Annotated in this window: 25 protein-coding genes; 9 read left to right on the top strand and 16 right to left on the bottom strand. The window is 37.2% G+C overall.

All coding sequences use genetic code 11. The features are described 5' to 3' along the window. Positions 1-311: 311 nt before the first annotated feature. Together B3139_RS12080 and B3139_RS12075 are read right to left on the bottom strand one after the other, a co-directional pair. A complete protein-coding gene (locus B3139_RS12080; RefSeq protein WP_293883398.1) occupies positions 312-1094 on the bottom strand; it encodes a hypothetical protein in 783 nt (260 codons plus the stop codon). A gap of 236 nt (positions 1095-1330) precedes the next feature. After that, positions 1331-1672, bottom strand: a complete 342-nt coding sequence (locus tag B3139_RS12075; protein ID WP_293883396.1) for a GNAT family N-acetyltransferase — start codon at positions 1670-1672, stop codon at positions 1331-1333. A 282-nt stretch (positions 1673-1954) separates the two neighbouring features. On the opposite strand from B3139_RS12075, the gene B3139_RS12070 reads away from it, so the two are divergent. Beyond that, complete coding sequence (locus B3139_RS12070) at positions 1955-2392, top strand: carboxymuconolactone decarboxylase family protein (protein ID WP_293883393.1); 438 nt, start codon at positions 1955-1957, stop codon at positions 2390-2392. Between the two features lie 325 nt (positions 2393-2717). Here B3139_RS12070 and B3139_RS12065 read toward each other — a convergent pair whose 3' ends face one another. From B3139_RS12065 to B3139_RS12045, 5 genes are all read right to left on the bottom strand, one after another. Beyond that, positions 2718-3146: a hypothetical protein gene (locus tag B3139_RS12065; RefSeq protein ID WP_293883391.1), complete on the bottom strand. Its 429-nt coding sequence runs from the start codon at positions 3144-3146 to the stop codon at positions 2718-2720. A gap of 489 nt (positions 3147-3635) precedes the next feature. Next, positions 3636-3890 carry a hypothetical protein gene (locus tag B3139_RS12060; RefSeq protein WP_293883389.1) on the bottom strand — a complete coding sequence of 85 codons (255 nt, stop codon included), beginning with the start codon at positions 3888-3890 and terminating at the stop codon, positions 3636-3638. 9 nt (positions 3891-3899) lie between these two features. Further along, the gene (locus B3139_RS12055) at positions 3900-4289 is read right to left on the bottom strand and encodes a PD-(D/E)XK nuclease family transposase (RefSeq protein WP_293883672.1); all 390 of its coding nucleotides are present in this window, start codon (positions 4287-4289) and stop codon (positions 3900-3902) included. A gap of 199 nt (positions 4290-4488) precedes the next feature. Further along, positions 4489-4875 carry a hypothetical protein gene (locus B3139_RS12050; RefSeq protein ID WP_293883386.1) on the bottom strand — a complete coding sequence of 129 codons (387 nt, stop codon included), beginning with the start codon at positions 4873-4875 and terminating at the stop codon, positions 4489-4491. Positions 4876-5348: 473 nt separating this feature from the next. Continuing rightward, entirely contained in the window at positions 5349-6140 is a 792-nt protein-coding gene (locus tag B3139_RS12045) for a hypothetical protein (RefSeq protein ID WP_293883383.1), read from the bottom strand. A 122-nt stretch (positions 6141-6262) separates the two neighbouring features. Between B3139_RS12045 and B3139_RS12040 the strand changes: the two genes are divergently transcribed. Next, on the top strand, positions 6263-6493 hold the full coding sequence (locus B3139_RS12040; protein ID WP_293883380.1) for a hypothetical protein: 231 nt from the start codon (positions 6263-6265) through the stop codon (positions 6491-6493). A gap of 207 nt (positions 6494-6700) precedes the next feature. On the opposite strand, the gene B3139_RS12035 is transcribed toward B3139_RS12040, so the two are convergent. From B3139_RS12035 to B3139_RS12020, 4 genes are all read right to left on the bottom strand, one after another. After that, positions 6701-7768, bottom strand: a complete 1068-nt coding sequence (locus B3139_RS12035; protein WP_293883377.1) for an NAD(P)H-dependent flavin oxidoreductase — start codon at positions 7766-7768, stop codon at positions 6701-6703. 10 nt (positions 7769-7778) lie between these two features. After that, positions 7779-8300 (bottom strand): YceI family protein, encoded by a 522-nt coding sequence (locus B3139_RS12030; RefSeq protein WP_293883374.1) that lies wholly within the window; start codon positions 8298-8300, stop codon positions 7779-7781. An 89-nt stretch (positions 8301-8389) separates the two neighbouring features. Continuing rightward, positions 8390-8962, bottom strand: a complete 573-nt coding sequence (locus B3139_RS12025; protein WP_293883371.1) for a Crp/Fnr family transcriptional regulator — start codon at positions 8960-8962, stop codon at positions 8390-8392. Positions 8963-9082: 120 nt separating this feature from the next. After that, positions 9083-9778, bottom strand: a complete 696-nt coding sequence (locus B3139_RS12020) for a hypothetical protein (protein WP_293883368.1) — start codon at positions 9776-9778, stop codon at positions 9083-9085. Between the two features lie 446 nt (positions 9779-10224). Between B3139_RS12020 and B3139_RS12015 the strand changes: the two genes are divergently transcribed. Together B3139_RS12015 and B3139_RS12010 are read left to right on the top strand one after the other, a co-directional pair. After that, the gene (locus tag B3139_RS12015; protein ID WP_349676346.1) at positions 10225-12588 is read left to right on the top strand and encodes a TonB-dependent receptor; all 2364 of its coding nucleotides are present in this window, start codon (positions 10225-10227) and stop codon (positions 12586-12588) included. Between the two features lie 258 nt (positions 12589-12846). Then, positions 12847-13950 (top strand): serine hydrolase domain-containing protein, encoded by a 1104-nt coding sequence (locus B3139_RS12010; protein ID WP_293883363.1) that lies wholly within the window; start codon positions 12847-12849, stop codon positions 13948-13950. Positions 13951-14021: 71 nt separating this feature from the next. Here B3139_RS12010 and B3139_RS12005 read toward each other — a convergent pair whose 3' ends face one another. The 5 genes from B3139_RS12005 to B3139_RS11985 all read right to left on the bottom strand — a co-directional run bounded on the left by B3139_RS12005 (position 14022) and on the right by B3139_RS11985 (position 19315). Then, positions 14022-16019, bottom strand: a complete 1998-nt coding sequence (locus tag B3139_RS12005; protein WP_293883360.1) for a PAS domain-containing sensor histidine kinase — start codon at positions 16017-16019, stop codon at positions 14022-14024. 172 nt (positions 16020-16191) lie between these two features. Then, positions 16192-17301 (bottom strand): NAD(P)-dependent alcohol dehydrogenase, encoded by a 1110-nt coding sequence (locus B3139_RS12000; protein WP_293883357.1) that lies wholly within the window; start codon positions 17299-17301, stop codon positions 16192-16194. A gap of 106 nt (positions 17302-17407) precedes the next feature. Next, positions 17408-18070 carry an SDR family NAD(P)-dependent oxidoreductase gene (locus tag B3139_RS11995; RefSeq protein WP_293883354.1) on the bottom strand — a complete coding sequence of 221 codons (663 nt, stop codon included), beginning with the start codon at positions 18068-18070 and terminating at the stop codon, positions 17408-17410. Positions 18071-18103: 33 nt separating this feature from the next. Next, positions 18104-18817, bottom strand: a complete 714-nt coding sequence (locus B3139_RS11990; RefSeq protein ID WP_293883351.1) for a DsbA family oxidoreductase — start codon at positions 18815-18817, stop codon at positions 18104-18106. A 102-nt stretch (positions 18818-18919) separates the two neighbouring features. Continuing rightward, positions 18920-19315, bottom strand: coding sequence for a DoxX family protein (locus B3139_RS11985; protein ID WP_293883349.1), 396 nt, complete (start codon positions 19313-19315; stop codon positions 18920-18922). A gap of 152 nt (positions 19316-19467) precedes the next feature. On the opposite strand from B3139_RS11985, the gene B3139_RS11980 reads away from it, so the two are divergent. From B3139_RS11980 to B3139_RS11960, 5 genes are all read left to right on the top strand, one after another. After that, complete coding sequence (locus B3139_RS11980) at positions 19468-19785, top strand: winged helix-turn-helix transcriptional regulator (RefSeq protein ID WP_293883346.1); 318 nt, start codon at positions 19468-19470, stop codon at positions 19783-19785. Positions 19786-20125: 340 nt separating this feature from the next. Beyond that, positions 20126-20317: a cold-shock protein gene (locus tag B3139_RS11975; RefSeq protein ID WP_209579577.1), complete on the top strand. Its 192-nt coding sequence runs from the start codon at positions 20126-20128 to the stop codon at positions 20315-20317. A gap of 290 nt (positions 20318-20607) precedes the next feature. Then, entirely contained in the window at positions 20608-20952 is a 345-nt protein-coding gene (locus B3139_RS11970; protein WP_209579575.1) for a YciI family protein, read from the top strand. An 83-nt stretch (positions 20953-21035) separates the two neighbouring features. Next, entirely contained in the window at positions 21036-22277 is a 1242-nt protein-coding gene (locus B3139_RS11965) for an RNA polymerase sigma factor (protein ID WP_293883341.1), read from the top strand. A 158-nt stretch (positions 22278-22435) separates the two neighbouring features. Next, positions 22436-24415, top strand: coding sequence for a PAS domain-containing sensor histidine kinase (locus B3139_RS11960; protein ID WP_293883338.1), 1980 nt, complete (start codon positions 22436-22438; stop codon positions 24413-24415). Positions 24416-24428: the final 13 nt, after the last annotated feature.

The following is a 24428-nucleotide window of genomic DNA, read 5'->3' as shown; positions in this document are numbered from 1 at the left end:
AAACAGCTCGTCGCCATCACGCGCTTACATTTTATATATCTTTGTAGTGCTTTTATAGAGATTTAGGAGAATTCTATCTCATATTGATTTATTAGCTCTTTAAAAAAATGTTTAGAAAAGTTCGTAGTGGATATCCTTTTTAAAATATCTAATTGATCTGAATATTCTTTTTTTAAAGATTTCTCGACATACTCCCAGGAGTCGCCATCTAAATTTCGTTGTTGAAATTCTTCAGATTTTACAATATTTATAATTTCCTCTGCCCGGCACCTTTTCGCATCGAAATAATAAAAGGCCATTCGTATTCCTTGTTATGGGTATTTTATAGCGATACATAGACCATCGCGATACGTTTTAATGAGTTGGACAGGCCCACTTTCAGAATAATTCCATTCACCTGTTCGTTTACCGTTGATATAATGCCCATCTTCGACCATATTTTTATTGAACATAATGTCATACCGTTTCTCAATCCAATAGCCATTTTTCAGGTGATCTTTGGTTAGGCCCTTTAGCTGGTAATCTCCCCATTTTTTATCAACCGATGGCGTGCTTAGGTAATCAAGGAACAAACCATCCTTAAACTCATACTTCAAAGCTTTATCAGCTTTTTCGGTTTTTAAATGAATAGTGACTAGACTTTGTTTAATCTCGCTGTAACGCCGGTAGGTTTCTTCTGAATGAAGTACCTCGTAACATAACAAACTCGTGTATTCTACAAAAGGTAGCTCATTAACAAGCAGAATTGCCTGATAATCTCCATCCTCATAATCTACTTTCAAATAGAAAGCTTTAAACGTTGTGCCGTCGATAACCAGATCTTTGTAATTATAAAATTGCAATAAGGTGTCATTAGATGAAACAAAAAGATCCCACATAAATGGTCTTTCTACATCTCTTTCTAGAGCACACTTTAATCTCTTTTTCAACGCACAGATGCTATCTGGTGTTGTAATTATTTTTTGAATAGCGCCTTTCTCAATACTATTTATTAAAATTGAATCACCATCAAAAGATGTATTACTATTTTGGGCATGGTGTGTAAGACAGAGAAAAAATAATATGCAGGTACTAATAACACGTAATATAGGCATGGCTTTATTCTAGTTTCTATACATATTTATTTTTAGTGATTGCCACACCTATATTGCTGCAGTATTTCTTTTGCCATAACTTGACTATCAGCAAGTAGATTAACCTCATGCTCTTTTAAATATTTTCTTACCTTTTCTTTCATATATCATTAGTTCTTTAATAATTCAGTTCGTATAACAATACGTATCAGTAATTGTTTATTACTCTCTATAGTACGTTTTTTTATATTTAATTTCTACCGCAAAACGCGACTCATCTTCCAGAAACTTAATTTTCTTCTAGATACGAACCCCAGCTTTTGATATAAGCGTATCGCATTCGCATTATCAGAAGCAACGTGCAAATAGGGAATTTTGGATCTGTTAAATATTTTATTGCTTACGTGGCTAATCAACTGTTTTGCATACCCCTTACCGGTATAGTCGGGATGGGTCACAATAGCACTTAACTCGGTATAATTGTTCATCTTCATACGCTCTCCCGCCACTGCAATGAGATTTTTATCTTTATAAATACCATAATATGTTCCTAAATCAGCAGTTTTCTCTTTAAAATAGCCCGGCTGAACGAGATTCACAAGGGTGGAAAGCTGAACTCTTTGTTCATATGTCTGCAGTTCAACTATATATCATTTTAATATTTTTCATTACTTCAAATTACCTAATTTAAGAAAATAAAGTAATCTATTAATATCCTGATAGGTAAAAAATGATCTTAATCCATTTCTTAAACCTGTTTAAGTATTATCAAATTATATTTATTCAACTTTGCATTACTCAAATAATGAATTATAAAATCAAATATGAGCATAACAGGAGGAAAACAGAAATATCTTTTTAACTACGAAAAATAGACAAAAATGAAACAACGCATCAACATTAAGGAATTTGAACCAAAAGTGTATGAAATCTTATATGCTATGGAAAAATATTTATCAACTACAAACCTAAGCGTAAACCTTCGTGAGCTAATCAAAATTCGGGTTTCGCAAATCAACAAATGTGCTTTTTGCATTGAGATACATACAAAGGATGCTAGAAGATTAGGGGAAACGGAATCTCGTATCTATGCTCTGACAGCATGGAAGGAAAGCCCATTGTTTAATGATGAGGAAAGAGCTGTTTTAGCATTGGCTGACCAGGTAACAGAAATTTCTGAAAACGGTGTATGTGAATCCGTCTTTCAAGAAGTTCAGAAATATTTTGACGACCATCAGGTCGCTCAAATGATTGTTGCCATCAATCAGATGAATTTTTGGAACAGAATTGCGGTATCTACAAAAATGTTTCATAGCTAAACATTTTCGAATTTTGCTTTTTGGATATGAGAATAAGGCGTACGTTGTAGTGCGCCTTATTTGTTCCTCTTTATTGTTCCGTTTGCCCAATCGGGCAAGCACCCTCGTTTGAATATATTAGGCAACTCTGGCTGGAACCAAAGCGTACTTTTAATGTAATCATGCCTAGAGAATTTGTTTACAACTTAATAACTGGAGTATAATCACTAGTTTAAAGGTTACAAGTCGTAATATGAATCCAGAGAAACCATAATTCAAGACTGAGTTGAACAAATAATTTGTAAAATAAAAAGCATAACTTACTTTCGCGCTTCAATTGTAATAGTTACATATCAATACTAAGATCCTGTATTTCCAATGAATAATCTAGCTGTACATTGATGGCATTGTTGGAAAAAATCTTCGGCGCTACAAAAACGATGATCAATTCTTCTTCAAAAAAATGAAATTGATCTATCAGCAGATCTTGCCTTAGCTCAGCATACTCTTTCTCTCTCAAATCGCCTTCGTAGGCACTCTCGGTGATTTCTATTGCAATCGCCTTTGTAATTTCAACAATTTCATTCTTAATAAACAATGTCTCGAGCACTCGCTTACTTTGTGCCAAAAGCGCTTTATAGCCTTCTTTTGATGAATCGTCCTGCTCTAAAAACAGTTCTGCCGCAATACTTTTTTTGATAGCATCAATTTCAAAAAGTACTTTTAGACTATCTGCTGTAATTTCTTCCTTTGTGACCCTGATTATTTCAAGCATATAATTACTTTTCAGTTATAAATTTTTGTGCCTGCTGTAGTATTCACGAATCATGGGCGAGACAGATCAAAATCCACTTCTCATTCTGATTAATATCACTGATTTTATTTCTTTCCGATCCAGACCTTATCCGGATACTTTTTACCGGCACCACTGTAATCTCACCCTAACTAACTATATTCAAAACTAAATAATTCCAGCCGAATTTATTATTATTATCTTGTTGGATGATTGTGAAACTGTCCTGTTTACCATATTTCATTAAAAATTCTGCAGGTAGAAGTTGCCCTAGCGAAGAATGTGATCTGACATTGCTAAATTTAAACACATCTTAAAAACACGTGGCAAAGAATTGAAGATAACAATTGAACAAAATCTATCAAACATAATTTGAAAGGTTCGAGACTGCAACATAGACTGTGTCAACCAATTTAATGGGCTCCGCCCATTCATCTATCGGTGTGGAGCAGTCATCCAAAATAAAGAAACTTAGAGTTTTTGGACCTCTTCGACATAAAGTCCTGTGCCCTTAGCGATATCAGCTATAGGTAGCCCCATTTCCTTAAATGCTTTAGCAGTCTCAAGAGCTTTTTTACGCTCTCCTACTGCTAGTCCTTCTGCTAGACCTTTAGCTTTACCTTCTGCTAGGCCTTTAGCGTGACCCAAAGCTTCTCCGGATTTCTTGGCCGAATTAAATACGCTCTCAGCATCACGCTTATGTTTTAAACTTGCTTCGTATGACATTAGCTCCTCCTAAGTTAATTTACCTATCTCTCCTATCTCAAAGATAAGACCAAATATTCTTTTATCCAAAAATGATGGCAATCTATCCATGGTACTCAAATGTTTAAGTAAGTACAACCACTGATCCATAACTGTCTTTAGTTCTTCTGGCTGTTTGTTAAATAATGGAAGCGAAATCATTTTATATCCCAATTTATCATAAAATATTTCTTTGGTCATTTTGTCACACAGCGCCACATCATAGAAATAAGGCCGCCCTGTGACACGGGATACACCAGAGCTTCCATTTCTATCCATGTCAAACTCCAAAATACCAATAAAGTAAACCTCTGGTAGGTAATAATCACTGTCCTTCTTACCTCGTGCTAATTGTTTATTGACAAAATTTCCAACCGAAATCGGTACGTGGATCTACATACCTACCCAAATGTTTTTTTGATCTAGCCATATTATTTATTAATTGGTTATCGAGTAAATATACAATAATAAATTGAAAAATACTAAAATAATTAGCACAAAAAAAGATTGGTTACCATTGCTATAGTGCGTGTGAGATTTGTCCCATAATCGATCTCTTTCGAATTAAAGAGAATTTTAGCTATTGATTGATAACTTTATACTCGGAAATTATTTTAATGGTATTTTTCCCTGCAGATTGAAACTCAAAGAAATATGCATAATTTACTTCTTTTGCTTTATATTTAATCGTTCCATTACATGCACCATATTTACCGTGGCTTAGAATTTCATCTATATTCAGTTCGACTACATTAATAAAACTATGTAAGTATTTTACAAATTCATCATCAGTTTCTATATTTCTATTGCCGATAATTTTGAAAGTAAATTTGTCTTCAAGCATTTCATTAATTTTTTGCCAATCTTTTTTATAAAAGGCAACTACAAAATCCCTAATAATTCTTCTTTTAGGGGAATTATCGCAATCTTTAGGTATATTCAGTACAATCTCTTTTTCTGATTTCATTTTGTTGATTGATATGATAAAACTCTTGAGTTTTAACTAAATTAAGTGAAATATTCCTTTCATAAACTTAAATTGGAATGAGGCTGCTGTTCTCATCCCTTTTAAATTAGTAATTCAAGTCCGAATTCTCTACTTTTAAATGCTCCATTTTTGCAGGGGGGGTCACAAATTTTAAACAGCAAGAACTTTACGATAATGTATTAAAGTCGATCAATAGCTTATATTCAAATCCCAAAGAAGGCCTGACTTTGGTTCCCGGGCAGGCGATAACTTTAGCAGCTTACCAACATAGAGGACTTAAAACATCCGCTATTGCCATCATACCAGAAAGTAATACCATAGCTCCTGCTAAAATTAGGCGTTCCTGTTTTTTTGCATTCTTAAACTTTTAAAGCTAACATCAGAAACGGTATTGCGGTTGTCAATACTACTACGGATGAGTGGATGAGTTAGACATAACGTTGGATTTCGGCTTATTTTTTCGTTAATAAAAGAGCTAAATCCTGTTTTGCAAGCAAATGTCCTTTATTGACGATGTTACTCTTGAGATACAGAAAACACTGATTGCTATGATCGAGTTTGCCAATGATTACCTTAATAGATTTTATATCCAGTTCTTCCATTTCTGCAGGAGCTACTTTATTCGGATCTGAAATTAGTTTTCCGTCTTTCTTAACTTCTTCGAGTTGCCAGGAGTAACCTACCCAAGGCCCTGCAACCAATGTTGTCCGTTTGGCATCCATAGTGATCTGCTCTTTGTATTCCAAGCCCACATTATCAACTCTGAGTCTGTGGTCTTTTAAATCGACGACTAGGTATTTTAAATAGTCTCCGAAGTCTTTCGGTTCAAAATGTAAACTATTTTCCTTACGCACAATCTTGACCTCCATAACCCCTATTTTGTCTAATTTGACAGATTGGGAGAAAGCTATAAATATAGCATACTCCTCTTCGCTAATACCTAGATTTTTGTGATACGGTATCGTTTCTCCTGGTTTTAATTCCTTCATTGTTTTAAAAAACCAATCTTCATTGGCTCTCATCGCTTGTTTCATTTTCTCAACAATTGCGCCCTGCGCTGCGTTGGGTCGGGGAACACCCAACACCGCCGCGGTATAGTCGCCCTCAGGAAGTTGTCTTTCAACGAATTGAATTGCCAACGCATTGCTGTCCACTCCTGATTGTTTTTGCGCAAAAACATGGAGAGAAAATTGGAATGTAGCTAGCACCGCAAATACACGAAGATATTGGTATAGAAATGTCATGTTAAAGCTGTTTGATCGATGAAATTACGGTTTTATTCTCACATTCTTACGTTTTCCGCGCCAAACTGATACTACTAGCGGGCGGAATGATCTTCTGGTGACTTCCTATAAAAAAAGGCCGCTTGGACAGTATTCGAGAGGCCGTAAAACCTGATATGTTATATGCTTTACTTTCGCTATGTCTGTTTTTTCCCGATGAGAAAATCCGTCCTACTCACTCCGCGGATCGGGCTTTAGCGGCATCTTGGCACAGCGTATTACCTCGATCGATGGACAGCCGAGGTTATCCGGAGGCAATTGACTGCGGATATGGAATTTCCAATGGGGAACGCCTAAAATCGGTATATCGCTGAGCTAATTCGAAAGAATGAAGGCTTATGACTTAGAATATGTAGGGAATATCAGAACATGTTTCAAAAAACTATATGACATCCATTATGGACGAATTTCAAATGCGAAAATTGGGTATAGAAAAGCCGACCTTTAAAACTCGGCTTTTCTATAATTGATACAACCTGTAAAAAGTAATCTTTGGATCATTTTTAAATCACACATACTTATTATCTTTCCATTTCAGCAATAATAGCTGCAATCAGTTTTTCCGCATCATGATATTGGAGAATAGAGGCTGCCTGACCTGCCCAAAACGATTTCATTTCAGGATTCGATTCGGAATTTGCAGGGTACGCTCCCAGTTTACCAACAATTTTTCCCTGCAATGGATAAGGGGCAAGACTATTCTGAAATTCTTTTAACTCCTCTGTCAAGCGGTTTTTCAACCCTCGCGATAGCCTTCCAGTAAAAACTTTGGTCAACGTTGTATAGCGGGCTTCTTTAGAGAATAATTTTTCACGATGTATTTTACTTGCTCCTGATTGCCGGGTAGCCAGAAAAGCAGTTCCTATTTGCACAGCATCGGCACCTAATGCCATTGCCGCTTTTACCCCACGGGCATCGGCAATACCGCCAGCGGCTATGATAGGAATTTTTACGGTATCCGCGACTTGCGGAATCAATGAAAAGGTTCCTATTAAGCTTTCCTCAGGTTTATTCAGAAATGAAACCCGATGCCCACCTGCATCAAATCCTGTGGCTACCACGGCATCTACCCCGGCATGTTCTATAGCGATAGCTTCATCTAAAGTAGTAGCAGCTCCTATCGTTATGATTCCAAACCGCCGACATTTCTCCAAAATAGCTTCAGAGGGTATGCCATAAACAAAACTAAAAACTGCTGGCTTTATCTCAAAAATAGCTTCAATCTGCTCTTCAAACTTAGGACCGCCTGGCAAAGGAAATGTGGGTGGTTCTGTACCGACCTCTTCAAAGTACGGTTCCAAAAGTTTGATAACTTGCTGAAACTTACTTTCATCAAAATCTCTTGCCGTAGCGTCTTGATCATTAACCCAAAGATTAATGTTAAATGGTTTTGTGGTTAATTTTCTGATGCCGCTAGCAATAGAAATTAATTCGGCAGCATCATACGGCTGTCCACCGTAAGACCCTAATCCACCCTTATTTGACACGAGTGCTGTAAGGTCCTCTGAGGATAATTTTCCACCAAAGGGTCCTTGAACGATGGGTAAATCTATTCCAAGTAATTTAGTGAAATTTGTTTTTGTCCACATATGAATAAATTTAGCGTTGCCCAACTAATTTGAACTGTAGTACAAACTCATCGTAAATCAATTTGTCGCCCAAATTCGGTATAAACTTTCCGGAGCCATACCGAATATTGTACAATGTACGGTCAATTTTGATTTCGCCCAATGCATGCAAGAAATCGTTAAATAGTTCTACATTTGCCGCGAAATGGATGGGCTGTGTAATCTCCTTAATGGTCAAATCGCCACTAATGATGTAATGCGTATTTTCCTTTCTTCCATTGTTGATTTTCAAAGATGCCGTCTTAAATTGATCGACCGAGAAAAAATCATCGTGGTTTAAATGATCAAAAAACTCCTTGTAAATAGATTTGTCAGAAATATCGGTGATGACAATTGAAGTCATGTCAATATGTATTTCTCCATCAATGATCTCATCGTTTTCGAAACTCAAAAAACCATCTTTGATTTGAATAGTTCCCGTGTGTAAGCCTAGAACTTTCTTTCCTGTCCAGTTGACAGTGCTGCTTTCTGTTTGAATGTTAAATTTTGTCATTGCTCTTGATTTTTAATTTGACAAAACAAAAATCAGGGTATTCTTTAAAGATATAAAGGACATACCTCACAAAAAAAATGTGAGGTAGATCAATTGTTTGGCGAGTATAAACGACTCAGTGTTTCCCTTGTTACACCAAGATAAGCAGCTACAATGTGCTTGGGCAACTTTTGCACCAACGATGGATACTCCTGTACAAACTTTTCATAACGTTCCTTTGCAGAGCTACTTAATAACGATAGGATTCTGTTTTGCAACGCCACGTTCCTGCGGTTTGTTTTCTTTCTGAAAAAATGTTCGACTTGATGGTATTCCCGGCAGAGCTTTTCTCTGTTTTCATTACTAAGGCATAGCACTTCGGTATCTTCCAGACAGTCAATATTTACTTTTGCTTTCTTTTTATCATAATAGGCTTCGTAATCTGTTATCCACCAATCCTGAATAGCGAAAAGAAGAATATGTATTTTCCCAATTTCGTCAGTATAATATGATTTCACGCAGCCAGAAAGCAAAAAATAATCATTTAATACGGACTGACCTTCCTGTATGAGGAATTGATGCTTTTTGAATTTCTTAAAGATGAAATGACTCAAGATATAATCAAACTCGACATCTGTTATCTCGATATATTTTCGGAACTGTTCTCGTAGAATTTTACTCATGTCTAAATTTAAATATATATCTTTCACCGTCTTGTCACGACGATGAATAACTTATTATTTCGCCATAAATTTGGTCCAGTTTCTATTTTTCTAAATAGTTTTAATACGGCTATTTTTACTTTATTTAAAAAAGTAATATTCCATTATATTGAAAAAAAGAATCATGATGATGATGCCTATGGATAAGATCATTGCAATAACCTGCCAGGGTTGCATCTTGTTGATGATGCTGTATTTTATTTTTTCACCTTTTCTTACAAATACTCCAAAATTTGGAATAACGTTGGGGTTTATTGCATTCTTGAGCACCTTTGTATTAAAATTCTGATCGATATAAGGCCTTAGGTAATCTATAAATGCATCCAGCTTATTAATATCTTCGTCGCTGGAAAAGGGAGCGAATCCGGTGTGGCCGACCCTTATTTTAAGAAATTTATCGCTAGTTTTAATAGTTAAATAGCGGACCCCTTCATTACCCATATTTTTAATCATCACGATATCAGTCATATTAAAATTATATACATAATTTCTAAATCTTGCGGTGATAGTTTCTTGATCGTTGATTCTGATGATCCTGATGATCCACTCCTTCTCTTTTATCCTATTGGTCATGATCTTCAGTAGTGTTATACTTCCTAAAATTGTAATCAGTGCAGCAATAATAATTGGGAAAAGAAAAAATGTATTAGAAACAAACAGATGGGAAAGATACAGGGTTCCGATCATCATAATTAATGCGGGAATAACAAGCACCAATGAAATGTGTAGTTCAGTTTTAGCATCCAGTCCTTGAAATCTAAATTCTTTGTCTTCCATGTTTTTTACGGTGAATATACATTCGTCCCTCATTAGTACAATCTTGGAACCTCTCCTTTGTTGCGTTTGAATTGCTTATCAACACGAACACCTATATTTAATCCAAGTTATGGACCTCGTTTACTCCGATTAATACTGCATATTTGGCCATTAAAGGCTTTTAGTATTATTGTTCAAAATACAGATCTTTTCTTTATTCAGCAACTGTTTTTCTTTGCTATTAGCCGCTACTTTGATAAAAAGTCGCGGTCATAACAATCTTCCAGTAGATTCTAAACTCTTATTAAACTACACTCAAAGCATATTTGCAGCATTCCTAATCGTATGCATCCATTGTTGAATTCACAAAATTCAAATAGTATTTTGGAGTATAGGTATATTATTTATATTTGTTCTAAATAAATATTAAACACAACCTTTTAGTCATAATTATCTATTTCATTGACATGCAACAGAAAATCAATTTTAACTTTAATAATCCCATAGGGATCTTTTTTATTCTACTTATGATTTTTTCGTCACACAAAGCTGTCTGCCAAACAGCAGCAGTGCGTGGTACAATAAAATCGCAAACTGGGGAACAAATGCCATTTGTAACGGTGTCGCTTTCCGAAATCAAAAAATCTGTCCAAACGGACAATAATGGAAATTACAGCTTTACTAAGCTACAAGCTGGAACCTATATAGTCTCTGCAAAATATTTGGGCACAGATATGGAGTCAAAACAAATCACATTACTTAACGGCCAGGAAATGGTATTAGACTTTGTATTAAGTTTAAAAGAAAGGGTACTGGACGGCATCGAAATATCGGGATACCGCAGGTTTGGAAAGAAAGAATCCGAACAGGTAGCGAAGTTGCCTTTGAAAAATTTAGAGAACCCTCAGGTATACAATGTTGTGCCCAAGGAAATTTTGCAAGAACAGGTCATCGTTACCTATAATGATGTGCTAAAAAATGTAACTGGTGTGAGCCAGGGTTTGGTCAATGGAAGCAACTCTTTTTATATGCGCGGTTTTGAGAACAACAGTTTTATCAGGAACGGTATTCAGGATAGAAAAGATAATAGTTTGGAAGTCGCTAATATTGAACACATCGAAGTATTGAAAGGCCCGTCCGCCACCTTATTTGGAAATAGTTTGACCTCCTTTGGCGGATTGATCAACCGGGTAACAAAGAAACCTTTTGACATAGCTAAGGGTGAGATTTCATATACATTGGGCGGATTTGACCTGAATAGAATTACGGCCGATATTAACAGCCCCCTGGCAAAAGATGCCGGACTTCTGATGCGCACAAATATTGCTTACCACGATGAAGGCAACTACATGGATGCAGGCTTTACCAAACGTCTTTTTATTGCACCATCTCTCTTGTATAAGGTAAATGATCGTTTAACAATTTCGATCGATGCGGAGATTTATCAACAGAAAGCAAATGATTTCCATCGTCTATTTCCCGAAATGTCATTTACAAAAACAAGTACAGAGAGCTTGGGTATCAATTGGAAGAGATATTATCATGGGAACGACTTAACGGAGTCTAAACCATCCGTTAGCATTTACGCTGAAGCCGCTTATCAATTGTCAGATAAATGGAAATCACAAACGCTGATCTCGCAGACAAAACACTCCAGTGTCGGCTACCGCGTATGGAATGAAATTATGCAGGACAGTGTGAATAGAAATATCCGATATAGTAACTCAAATTATAATAGTATTGAAATTCAACAAAATTTCACGGGTGACTTTGAACTTGCTGGCCATCGCAACCGTTTAGTAGTGGGGCTGGATTATTATAACGCCCGATCGAATGAAAACTTCATTATTGCCTACCCGTTCGACCGTATTGCACTAAAAGGAAAAGATCCAGCTTATACTCATATTTCGAAAGCTACTGTAGATGCTTTTTTAGCCACACTAAGTCCCATACGTACAATCAGTGAACAAAGTACTTATAGCGCCTACTTTTCTGATGTTTTTAATATTTCTCATAATTTTTTAGCCATGGCCAGCCTTCGCATTGACCACTTTGCATCTGGGGGATCACACGATCTGGCGGCTGATACTGTTACCGGAAAGTATAGCCAAACAAACCTTTCGCCGAAATTTGGACTCGTGTATCAGCTTATACCAGATAAGATATCTTTATTTGGAAACTACATGAACGGATTCGCAAACAATGGCCCTGCTATACAGCCCGATGGCGCACGAACGGTTTTTAAACCAAGTAATGCTAATCAATGGGAAACCGGTCTTAAACTTAATGTGCTTGATGGCAAATTAAATTCGACAATAAGTTATTATGATATTAAAGTGAACGATATCCTCCGACCTGATCCTGCCCGTAATGGTTTCACCATACAGGACGGCGGCCAAATCAGTAGAGGACTTGAAACAGAATTAATAGTTAACATGGTCAAAGGTTTCAATGTTATCGCTGGATATTCTTACAATAAAGCTTACTCCATAAATACAAACACCGATATCGATGGATTGCGTCAGTGGACGGGACCGGCACAAACGGCCAATTTATGGGTCAACTATGCATTTCAGGCTAAGGCCTTGCAGGGATTTTCTATTGGTGCAGGTGGTAATTATAATAGCAAAGCCTACATCAGTCAATCGCGTCAGTTTGGTGAATTTTATATTCCGGAATATGTGGTCATGAATGCTGTGGCGGGTTATGAGACCAAGAGATTTCGGATAAGCTTTAAAGTGGATAACCTCACAAATAAGCTATACTGGGGTAATTACGTGAACCAGATGATGCCCAGGCGTCTTTCCGCTAATTTAGCCGTCAAATTGTAATATCGGTATTTGGGAGTAACTTTCTTTTCAGAATATTTTCAGGTCTGTTTGGCTCAGAAGATTTTTATTAAAAAAGTGAATCTTAAAAGTAGATGCAATTCTCTTCGCAATAAAGCCACCGAAAAAAACGAATAATCAATGCCAACTAATTGTTGATAATGTTGTTGTCAACAATTAGTATATTTACGTAGCATAGGCCATCTAATCCAGTCTTTTGGGAATAAAGACCAAGTTGTAGGCAATTACAAATAATACATGATGAGAAAATCATTTTTATTGATACCAATTGTATTGATAATATTCAATCATACCTTTGCTCAGTCACGGCAACATAAGCAGCTTGACAGTTTATTCAATACTCTTTTTAAGCAGAAAGAGTTCAACGGAAATGTGTTGATTGCAGAGAAAGGAAAAATCTTATTTGAAGAAAGTTACGGTTTTGCGAATGAGAAAAACGGCCAAAAACTTAATAACCACACCATATTTGAGCTGGCATCTGTTTCCAAACAATTCACTGCCATGGGGATCGTTTTGTTAGAGAAAAAAGGAAAACTAAACTATGATGACACAATGTCAAAATATATTCCTGAATTGGGTTTCTATGATAATATCAGCATCCGAAATTTACTAAATCACACGAGTGGACTTCCTGACTATATGGAGATTTTCGAAGAAAAATGGGATAAGGCAAAAATTGCTGTCAACCAGGATATTGTTAACGTCTTCGCTAAGTACAGACCGAAATTGATCTTTCAACCAGGCGCAAAATTCCAGTATAGTGATACAGGTTATACGCTATTGGCTCTGATAATAGAAAGAGTATCTCATCAAACTTTCGAGAAGTTTTTGAGTGAAAATATATTTCAACCTTTGAACATGAGAAACACCTTTATCTATAGGAGTAGATTTAAACCTAAAAAAATAGAAAATTATGCTCTTGGATATGTTACAGATAGTGTTGGTAACAAAGTGCTTCCAGATAGCTTCGGCAAAGGATTTTATACCTATTATTTAGATGGAATCGTGGGGGACGGAACAGTTAATTCTACTACAGAGGATCTATTAAAATGGGACAGAGCACTATATGGCAATAAATTAATTGATCCAAAAGATAAGGATCTGATATTTAATTCTTTAAAAACCAACGATGGAAAAGAAACAAATTATGGCTTTGGTTGGTTCGTAGTCAATTCGAAAAAATATGGTCGAATAGTTTATCACACTGGAGGTTGGCCAGGGTATTCCACTTATATAGAAAGGCATTTGGACAGCGACAAAACAATTGTAATTCTGCAAAATCATTCAGAAGCTAAAATAAATTCATTTTTACAAAAAGTAAGAGCGATATTGTATAAACAATAATTTCAAAAGCGAGGTGTTTTAATTTGTTTTCTGTAGATTATATTGGTCGCAGAGAGATCTGACACTCCAACCTATTCCGATGACTTGCGGTCTGGTAGGATAAACCAAAATGTACTGCCCTCATTGAGGACACTCTCGGCTCCTATCTTTCCATCGTGTTTTCTGATGATTTCCGAACAGATGTATAGCCCAAGCCCCAGTCCAGAATATTCTTTGCCAGAATGACTTACTCTGTAATATCGGTCAAATAATTTAGGCAGAGCTTCTTGCTCGATGCCTATGCCAAAATCACGGACAGAGACTTTTACGGATTGATTTTCCAATACCTCGACATTTAGATGGACTTCTTTCGACATCGGCGCATACTTAATTGCATTATTGACAAAATTGATAACAACCTGATCGATCCTATGCTCATCGGCATATACCCTCGCAGTTTGATTTCCCGAAACAACCAATTGATATTCATCCTCAAAGCAGACATGGTCACAAGTACGCAGAAGAAGATCAAACATATTAAACCAATCTTTTTTGATTTCAAGCTGTCCCTCGGTAAGGCGGCGAATTTGCAATAGTTCAGCAACCAAATCGTTCATCTTCTCCACGCTTCTTAAGGACTGGTTGATCATTTTCGAATGGATATTACTATAAGGTTTATCCTTTAAAAGTTCAAGATACTGCAGGGAAGCTTTTAAAACTGTAATTGGAGTCCTTAACTCGTGGCTCACAATACTTAAAAAGTCATCTTTCTGCTGTTCAAAAAGCTTTCGATCTGTGATATCCAATGTCATGCCTACCATGCGGTCTGCGACTCCCAAATCATTGTAACGAGGACGTCCATGGGCCTGAATCCAATGCGTAGAGCCATCGCGCCATTTGACAGGATATTCTGTGCTATAGATTCCATTGGTGCGAATCGCCTCCTGCACCAGTTCTTTTACCCTGTCACGATATTCCGGATACATTGCCTCAAAAAGATCCGAATAACAAAAATCCTCCTCCGGCATAAATCCATAATTCATCTTAAACCGATCCGTGCTCTGCATCTTCCCCGTAGCTAGCTGCACCTCGGTAGATCCTAATCTGCTGGCGTCCATCGCAATTTCCAGTCGGGTATTTATTTCATTGATTGCTCTTCTGCTATTGACCTGTTCTGTCACATCCGTAGCAACAATAAGAATAAGCTTCTCCTCCTTTGAGAGACCATTCGTAGGCTGGTAAACGAAATTAAGATAGCGTTCCAGCGTTTCTCCGTCGACAGTAAGCAGGGCCTTGAGTTCTTTTCCGTAAAAAGGTTCGTCAGTTTCATAAACATTTTTCAGAATATCAAGGAATTGCTGATCTTTCAGTTCTGGTAATGCCTCAGCGAGTCGCCTCCCTAATACAGAGCGATCTTTGCCCCAGATATCAAGAATATGCTGATTTACAACATCCACAATAAAGTCAGGGCCTTTCAAAGTAGCCATAGCTACGGGGGACTGCTCGATCATGATGCGGAAAAGCTGTTGCTGTTCATGCAACAGCGAAAATAGTTTATGAAGATTGTCTTCTGAAGTGATGAGTTCCTCGTTTTTAGATAGCAGATCGGCATTTACTACTTTAAACTCCTCATTTATGGCCAAAAGCTTTTCGTTGAGATTTTTTTCCGCAAGGGACTTTTCACCTGCAAGTTTTAAGGCATTCATACGTTCTGATACTTCCGAAGCAGTATGAAGAATATATGCAGTTTTACCGTTTTGATCTAAAATCGCTTTATATTCAAAATCGAAGAAAAATTCCTGGAGTACACCATCTTTTTGAAGAAATGCGGAACAGTTTTTTGCAATGTAAGTCTTACCAGAATACCAAACTCCTTTGAGAATATCAACAAAAGGCTGTCCTTTAAGTTCGGGAACGGCATCTTGTAGGTTTTTACCCACAACCGATCTATCCTTTCCCCAAAAATTGAGCATTGCTAGGTTGGCAGTCATTATTTTTATGTCTTCTCCCTGATAGACTGCAGTGGCATTGGGTGAGTGAAAAAGTACACTGAGCAATGACTCAGAATCAATATTTTTGGGAGAATTCATACGATAAGATCAATAAAACAAATGTAATCAATTTATTTGCTATAAACCGATAATGCTTTAAATAGTTCTCACCCTAACGATTTTGACCCATAAATAAATGATGCTACGGACATAAATATTTTTAATAGATAAGTCAGTAACATTTAATGCTACTGACTTATCCCTTTGCTGATTACCCTTTATACTCACCAATAAGAATTACTGGTTTAATGGTCTTTCCTGATTCTGAATCTTCTATAGCTTGATTGATATCTTCGAATTTATATTTCTTAATTAATTTATCAAATGGGAACTGTCCATTCAGATACATCTCTACCATCTCTGGGATAAATTCGGTCGGTACACTGTCCCCTTCTACAATCCCGATCAACTTAATTCCTTTAAGTACATATGTATTCATTTCAACTTCAAGGGGCTTTGTAGCCACACCAACAATACCCATTTGTCCCAAGGACTTCAAACTCGATAAGGTATTATTAATAACATCATTACGACCGGTGGTGTCAAACCCAAAATCAAATCCTTTCGGGGAAATCTTTTGTAAAGATTCTACCACATTCTCATTACGGCTGTTAATGGTATGGGTTGCACCGAGTTTCAACGCAAAATCTAGACGTTCTTGATTGATATCGACTAATACGATCTCCGCAGTCGAGCATGCTTTTGCCGCCAGCAAAGCAGCCAATCCGACAGCGCCGGCACCAGAGATAACAATTGATTTTCCCGGAGATACTTTCAACGAGTTGATGATTGCTCCTGCCCCAGTCTGAATACCACAACCTAACGGTCCCAATAATTCTAACGGCGCTTTTTCAGAAACTTTTATAGCGTTTCTTTTATTTGCTATTGCGTATGTTGCAAACGAGGATTGAGAAAAGAAATTATCGAAAATATCTTGTTGGTTGTGTTGGTGACTATGAGAGCCATCCATACGTGCTCCCCCAAAATTCAAAGCCGGGAAATTTTCGCAGTAAGTGGGTTTACCACGCTGACATGTGTAGCACTCTCCACAGAAACCGAAAGTTAAAACAACATGATCACCCACTTTAAGGTTTTTCACACCATCTCCTACTTTCTCGATAATTCCAGCACCCTCATGTCCTAATACGATGGGAAAAGGAGTAGCGCCCGTTTGTTGATCTCTTGCAGCCATATCAGTATGGCAAGTTCCGGTTGCTACAATTCGTACTAGTACCTCATCTTGCCGAGGTTCTTGTAGCGTTATTTTTTCCAATTCGAATTTTCCACCTTTTTCTTTTACTAATGCGGCTGTTATTTCCATTGTATTATCTTTTTGTTAGATTAAATTTATCACATTACAAGATTTTTTTTCTTGATCTAGATCAAGAAAAATCAGCCTACTCAATTGCTTTATTAGGTAATTCGAATCATTTCACCTTATCTTCGGAAATATACTCTTCAGCTCTGTCTCGCTTCATGTACATATCATACCATATATATGCGATCTTGTCCTGTACAGCGGAGTCTTCCTGCATCCAAATACCAATACCGATATGACCTGCGTAAATACCTTTTCCAGATAACTCGGTATTCAGATTAAGAACATAATTGCGAAGACCAGCCATCGCTATTCCTACGTTACCCATCATGGGTACAGGCGAAAATGAAGCACCTCCGTTTGTGAATAATAACGCTCCTGTATTTTTAGCCAACATATCCGGAAGCACTTCACGGATGGATGAAATTGCACCAAGCACATTGAATTGAAATTGATAAAGTGCATTTTCTTCATTAACATCTAAAGTTGCTGCCAAATTATGGACACTTGGTATTGGGCTGTATTCAAGAACATCTATGAAACCGTATTTTTCTTTGATAGCATCAAAGGCAGATGCGATCTGAGCTTTATCCAAGATATCTGCCGTGAAAGCCGCTGCTTCGATTCCTGATATATTCAATCGGCTGACTAGGTCATTCAGCTTTTGCTGATTTCTTGCAATAAGGGCTATCAGAAAACCATTTTCACCAAATTTCTTTGCGATGGAGAGGCCCAGTCCAGCGCCTGCTCCAACTATTGCTATTGTTTTCACTTGTACTGATTTAATGAATGTATTTTATGGTTTTTAATTGCACTCGCCGTCAATTGAACAGTTTTTTCCTTGTATTACTTCTAATGTTGCCTGCGGATTCTCTTTCCGCCACTCAAAGAAAGAATTTTCAAGGGTTTGTAAAATATCATTGGGCTGTTGTGCACCAGCGATGGCATATTTGCTGTTGATTACGAAAAAAGGAACACCTTTAGCGCCTAATTTCTGTGCTTCTTGGCCCTCATGTGCTACTTTTCGCATATAGATAGGGTCTGTCAGTGCAGTATTGATCTCGCCTTCCGTTAAACCGATTTCTTGTCCAAGTTCGACCAGTGTTTTCTGATCATTAAGATTCTTGCCTTTTGTGAAATAGGCATTAAATAAAATCTCTTCAGCTTTCTCACCGAAACCTTTGGTTTTAGCAAACTGTATGATTCGGTGACCCTTCATTGAATTGGTGACCAATGCTTTATCCAAGTTGAATTGAAGACCTACAGTTTTAGCATACTCGATCAGATCCTGATGCCCCTTTTTTGACTGCTCATAACTTAATCCCTTCCGGTCGGCCACAAACATATACATATCGTTTTGATATTTAGGTGTTTCGGGTATGGCTGGGTCAAGCTGGAAGCTTTTCCATTCTACTTCTACCAGGTCCCTATGGGGAAACTGAGCTAAAGCTTTCTCGAAATTACGCTTTCCGATGTAACAGAAAGGGCACATAATATCCGACCATATTTCTATTTTCATTTTTTTTCCATCGTCCTATTTTTTATTTGTTTTAATTGCATTTGATTCTTTTCCTGACCAAACGTCATAATGAAGAGCAGGGATAATAGTACCGCTAGTGTACTATTTTTCATAGTTCAGTTTACGGAAATAATAATAAGATACAGCCAACAATGCAAACGGAATAAGCGGGGCAATACCTTTCGCCAGCCCATCGACAATACCATGTGCTAGACTTGCGGAAAGCAATAGAATCCCGAAACCTACATAAGCCCATTCTTTGAGCATCGTCGGGATAGCTGGAATGAGAATGAAGATGGCTCCCACGATTTTTAAGATATCCAGTTCAAGTGGGAAATAATCTGGAAACTGCAAGTTTTTCGTCGTCTGGATGAGGTATTCTCGTGGCGCGAAGTAGGATGGCAGGATGATTAACGCCATGGTAATACCGGTGATGATCCAATAGCTACGTTTTGTTCTTGCATCTGGATTCTGGGAAAAATCATTCTGTTTTGTCATTTTTAATTTACTTTAATTGTTGAAATAGATTTTTATAAATCAAAAATACGTACATTTGCTTACATTTTGTAAGCAGTTACCCTAAAGTAAGCAGTTACCTTAAAGTAAGTAAAATGAAAGATCAATTTCCAAAAAGCACCGAATCCGACTGTATGGCGAGAATGCTAACCGTTCGTGACACCCTTGACGTTATCAGCGGGAAATGGAAAATCCTCATCATTATTTCCATTATGAGTGGCCACAAACGTTTTAGAGAAATAGAAAGAAGTATTCCGAAAATTTCTTCAAAGGTACTTGCTAAAGAACTAAAAGATCTGGAAGAACACCAGCTCGTCAAACGTACCGTTTATGATGAGTCGCCAGTGCTGGTAGAATATACGGCCACTGATTATGTCTTTACGTTACAAAAAGTCATTGAAGAGCTACACAACTGGGGTGTGAATCATCGGAAAAAGATATTAGGGAAGTAGTGTTACGACCATAGTTCAAGGAAAATATTTTTAGACAAATAACTTGTTTTTATTAAAACCATTGTGTACCTTAGTGAAATAATCAGGCTTCTGCCATCGCTTCTTCTGAACTTTTGAGTTTACTCCATCTTATCAGTCTTCGCTTTTTCAGCCGCTAGTTTTTGTTATCAGCAGATCAGGTAAAGTTCCTTTCTTCAAATTGATATTTTCAATACGATTAAAATACCATCCTCATTTTTTGTTTACAATTTGATTTAACTGCTTTATGCCTAGCGCTATATATTAAGTACTCGCAGACGCAGGGAGAATTTGGGTAAAATATAATTTAATAATAAATATAATGCAACAAGGAACAGTAAAATTTTTCAATGAAACTAAAGGTTTTGGTTTTATTACACCATCAAATGGAGGTCAGGATATTTTCGTCCACTCATCAGGTCTACTGAATGATGTACGTCAAAATGACGCCGTAACATTTGATCTCGAAAATGGAAAAAAAGGCATTAACGCAGTTAATGTGCGCATCGCATAATTAAGTAGAAGCTTAAACACTTCGTTAAATTAAGTTCAGCAGGTAGCAGGTATGTTATCTGCTTTTTTTTGCCTATTTTATAGCACGGTTTCATGATCAAATCAATCTTTCACCGGAATTTTTAAGTCCTTATTGTGAATAGCACTGTATTTGACAATGCGGTTACAAAGAGATAAGTAAACTTGGCTATAAGCGCTTTTTTTGATATTCTAGTATTAAAATCAGCACAAGATTGTCCCTATTTTAGTCAATCGATCGTCTTAACTGCAAATAATAAAAACTTTAAATATATGAAAGAATTTGCATTAATTTTTAGATTAAAGGACATTTCAGACTTCAAACCTTCTCCTGAACAAATGCAGGAACGTATGAATTGGTTAGCTGGAATTGCATCACAAAACAAATTGGTGGATAAGGGCAACACACTTTTACCATTTGAGGGAAGTGCGAAAACGGTGAAGCCCAACAATGTGATAACAGATGGGGCTTATACAGAAATTAAAGAATTTATCAGCGGTTATATTGTTGTGAAAGCAGATAACATTGACGAAGCGGTAGAAATAGCGAAAGACAATCCAATTTTTACCCAAGTGGGTGGAAGCATTGAAGTTCGAGAAGTTGTAAAACGTGATTAGAGAAATCCAAGCAAACTTTCCAACAGCATTTTTGTTGGAAAGTTTTGTATATTTTAATGGAGTGTGTAACAAAATTCTATACCATGGAGCTTCTACCTCATTTATTTCGCCTGGAGTATACAAAAATGACGGCGGTTTTATGTCGTAGTTTTGGTTTAAAGCATATTGAAATTGCAGAAGATATTGTCAGCGATACATTTTTAAAAGCTTCGCAACATTGGGCCGTCAACGGAATACCCGAAAATCCAAGGGCCTGGCTCTATGTGGTTGCGAAGAATAAAACCAAAGACTACTTCAAGAAATTATTGGTTTTTGAAATAAAAATTAAAAACGAAATACAGCCTGACTTTCAAGTTGAACCCAATTTCGAATTTGATTCACAGATGGTTTCCGATAGTCAATTAGCGATGATTTTTGCGGTGTGTAATCCTGTAAACTCAGATGAAAGCCAAATTTGCCTGGCACTTCAGATTCTTTGCGGTTTTAGCATTGAAGAAATTGCAAATGCGTTTTTGACAAAATCAGAAACCATTAAGAAGAGACTACAAAGAGGAAGGGCAAATCTTCGAAAAGATAATTTTCAAATTAAAAGTTTAACAAAAACCGATATTTGCTTACGATTGGACATGGTTTTAAGAACATTGTATTTGTTGTTTAGCGAAGGCTATTTTTCTAAATCAGACAAACAGCAAATCAAAATAGATCTCTGTTCGGAAGCAACGCGACTCACATTGTTATTGACGGAGAATCCATTGACAAACACACCTGAATGCAATGCTTTATTGGCTCTTATGTGTTTTCAAAGTTCACGGCTTATGGCGCGCACAAATGATAAAAACGAGGCTGTTTTATTTGACGAGCAAGATAAAAGTCTGTGGGATAAATCACTTATTGAAAGAGGAAATTATTATCTGATAAATGCAACAACAGGTAACGAACTTTCAAAATATCATCTCGAAGCGGGAATTGCTTATTGGCATACTACAACGACCGATAAAAACAAATGGCATTACATTTTAAAGCTTTATAACCAACTTATTTTAATTGAATATTCACCAATCACAGCACTAAACCGAACGTTTGCTTTTGCCAAAGTTTATGGCAACGAAGAGGCCATTGCTGTAGCCAAAAGGTTAAATTTAGTTGAAAGCAATTATTATCATGAATTGTTAGGTTACCTGTATTCCAACGTGAACATTGAAAGAGCTATTGAACATTACAAACAGGCCATTAACCTAATCAAATCCAATACTGAAAGGCAAACTCTATCAAAGAAAATAAAGGAACTTAGTCTCATTTTGAAGAAATCGGAAATATCGCATTAAATGTTATCGATCAAAAATGCGCAATCTAGATAGACCGATACGATAAAATCAGAAAATTCGGACGATAGCTATTATTAAGTTTCTTGACAAAATATAGAGCGCATTTTAGTACGATTATACATGGATATAAATTATCTTTTCCATACTTTTGCTGGTGTATGAACTCCCCAACCGAAGGCCCATTTGATAATTCCTTTAGTGCTGAATTAATTATTCAGGCTTTAGCTTCCTCCCCTGCACCTACCGCTATATATTCCGGCGAAAATATGATTATCCGCTTTGCGAATGCCGGTATGTTGGCACTCTGGGGCAAAGAATCTTCTGTTATCGGCAAACCTTTAATGGAAGCTATTCCCGAACTCGAAGGACAGCCGTTTCTAAAACTTCTACAAGAAGTGTGGCATACCGGAAAAACGTATGCTGTATCTGAGGCGCCTGCCGTATTGATCAAAAACGGAAAGGAAACACTGGATTATTTTGATTACGAATATAGAGCGCTCGTTGACCAAGATCAGAAAACATGGTGTATCTTAAATACCGCACTCGAAGTAACCTCACGCCGGGAGTTTTTGCGGCAGATAAAGCAGAAAGAAGAAATAGAGCAGGCACTCAATGAGGAGATGGCTGCTACACTTGAGGAACTTACTGCTACTAATGAAGAACTCAATAGCTATATAAAGCAGCTTGCAGATAGTCGGGAGTATATCCGAGCAATCATAGAGCAGGCGCCTGTGGGTATTGCCATGTTAAATGGTCCCGAACATCTCATTGAAATTGCCAATCCCGCTATTCTCAAGATTTGGGGGCGCAAAGAGTCAGAAATAATCGGACTTCCGCATGAAAGTGCGCTTCCGGAGCTTCAGGGGCAACCCGTAAACGATTGGATTAAGCAGGTTTACAAAACCGGACAGCCTAAAATTAATACGGAATTCACGGTGAAACTGCGCCACAAAGACGGCTTGAGAGAAGCGATCGTAAATTCCGTTTATCAGCCTATATTTTCAGAAGATGGCGATATTTCAGGTGTGCTTATTATCCTCGAAGAAATTACTCAACAGGTTTTGGAAAGAAGACGGAATGAGAATAATCAGCAGATGCTCGCGCTGGCGATAGAAGCGGGTGAGCTCGCGACTTTCTACTATCAGATCGCCACAAACCATTTTTCTGGAAATTCAATGCTCAAGACGTGGTTTGGCCTCTCAACAAATGAAAATGTGGACCTCAACCAGGCTTTATCGGTGATTTTACCAGAGGATAGAGATCGCGTGATTGCTGCAATTCAATACGCCGTTAGTACAGATTCGGATGGCTATTATTTTGTAGAATATAAGATTAAAAATAAGGTTGATAAAAAAATAAGGCTTCTTCAAGCAAATGGAAGAGTGTTCTATGATCAAAATGGTATTCCATTGAGTCTCAACGGTACGCTTAGAGATATTACAGAGCAAAAAAAAGAGGAACAGCGGAAGGACGATTTCATGGGCATGGTCAGTCATGAGCTAAAGACACCTCTAACATCGCTTAAGGCCTATCTTCAAATGTTACAGCAGATGGACTTTCATACAAAAGAGGCTGCGCCGCAAAATATGCTTGGGAAATCTATAAAGCAAGTTGACTATATGACCAGTATGATTAATGGCTTTCTCAACGTGTCGCGATTAGAATCGGGTATGATGTATATGGATAAAAGAGCTTTTGATTTTAAATTGTTGTTTTCAGAAATTGAAGAAGAGATTCGCGTTACAGCCAAAACCCATAATTTTATTTTTAAATCTTCTGGGGCTGTGGATATATATGCGGACCGAGAAAAGATAGCACAGGTGATCCATAACCTGATTGGCAATGCCATAAAATATTCTGCTGTGGGGTCGACGATAATTACAGATTATGTTGTGGATGGTAAAAATATCAATATCAGTATTCGGGATCATGGAAAAGGCATTCCATTGGATGATCAGGAACGAATATTTGAACGTTATTATCGGGTGAAGGAAATTAGCACTGGTGGAACTGCGGGCCTGGGTATCGGACTCTATCTATGTAAAGAAATAGTAGAACTTCATGATGGAACTATACGCGTAGAGAGTGTTCAGAATGAAGGTACCGTCTTTTCCTTCAGCCTTCCACTCCCCTATTAAGCGCAATAGCATT

This window comes from Sphingobacterium sp. UBA1498 (genome assembly GCF_002325125.1).
Taxonomy (GTDB): Bacteria; Bacteroidota; Bacteroidia; order Sphingobacteriales; family Sphingobacteriaceae; genus Sphingobacterium.
This window is presented reverse-complemented; position numbering and strand designations above follow the sequence as displayed.